Below are 1,120 nucleotides of genomic sequence, written 5' to 3'. Positions count from 1 at the left end.
AACTGATGATTTGGTAGGTGGCGAATCGACCCGCGGTAGCGTTGAATCTGTCCGATGGTCAGCGCTTGACGCTGCAGAAGCTGTCGCGGTCGCAAACCGCACCACAGCGGCAGGTGCTGCGGGCCAAGTCGTTATTGATGGCGGCCGACGGGGTGGCCAACGAGCACATCGCCGTGGCTGTGGGGGTGTCGCCGACGACGGTGCGGGCATGGCGGGCCCGGTTCGCCGAAGGGGGCTTGGCCAAGTTGGGGGACGTCCGCAAGGGGCGAGGGCCGAAGGCGTCGATTACGTCCGAGAAGGTGGAGCAGATCGTGCACGACACACTGCACGCCAAGCCGCAAGGCGAAACACATTGGAGCACAAGGTCGATGGCCCGCCACGCCGAAGTGAGCCGGTCCACGGTGCAGCGCATCTGGCACGCGCGGGGTCTGAAGCCGCATCTGGTGGACACGTTCAAGATCTCCACCGATCCGGCGTTCGAAGAAAAGCTCACCGACGTGGTCGGGTTGCATTTGAACCCGCCGGAGAACGCGATCGTGCTGTGCATGGACGAGAAGTCCCAGGTGCAGGCGCTGCAGCGCACCCAGCCGTCGCTGCCGATGAAGAAGGGCCGGGCCGGCACCATGACCCATGACTACAAGCGCAATGGCACCACCACGCTGTTCGCCGCGCTCAACGTGCTCACCGGGGTCGTGATCGGGCAATGCCTGCCGCGGCACCGGCACGAGGAGTTCCTGAAGTTCCTGGCCACCATCGACCGCGAAGTGCCCAAAGGACTTGGGGTGCACCTGATCCTAGACAACTACGCCACCCACAACCACCCCGACGTGCAACGATGGCTGGCCCGGCACAAGCGATTCCACCTGCACTTCACCCCGACCTCGTCGTCGTGGCTGAACATGGTCGAGCGCTGGTTCCGCGAACTGACCGACAAGGCGCTACGCCGCGGCAGCTTCAACTCCGTGCCCGACCTCATCGCCGCGATCCAGGACTACCTCGCCGCGCACAACGACACCCAAACCCTTCAAATGGACCGCCACCGCCGACTCCATTCTGGAGAAAGTCCGGCGCGGACGCGTCGCCCTACAAACCATCAGCTAATGACGGGACACACCACTAG

At 64.2% G+C, this 1,120-nt stretch carries 1 pseudogene; it reads left to right on the top strand.

The annotated features are described in order from the left end of the window. Positions 1-17: 17 nt before the first annotated feature. Positions 18-1,101: pseudogene (locus AWC17_RS10070) on the top strand (IS630 family transposase). The last annotated feature ends 19 nt before the right edge of the window (positions 1,102-1,120 follow it).

The sequence above is a fragment of the Mycobacterium nebraskense genome, from assembly GCF_002102255.1.
Taxonomy (GTDB): domain Bacteria; phylum Actinomycetota; class Actinomycetes; order Mycobacteriales; family Mycobacteriaceae; genus Mycobacterium; species Mycobacterium nebraskense.
The sequence above is the reverse complement of the archived record's forward strand: the minus strand, read 5'-3'. Positions and strand labels throughout refer to the sequence as shown.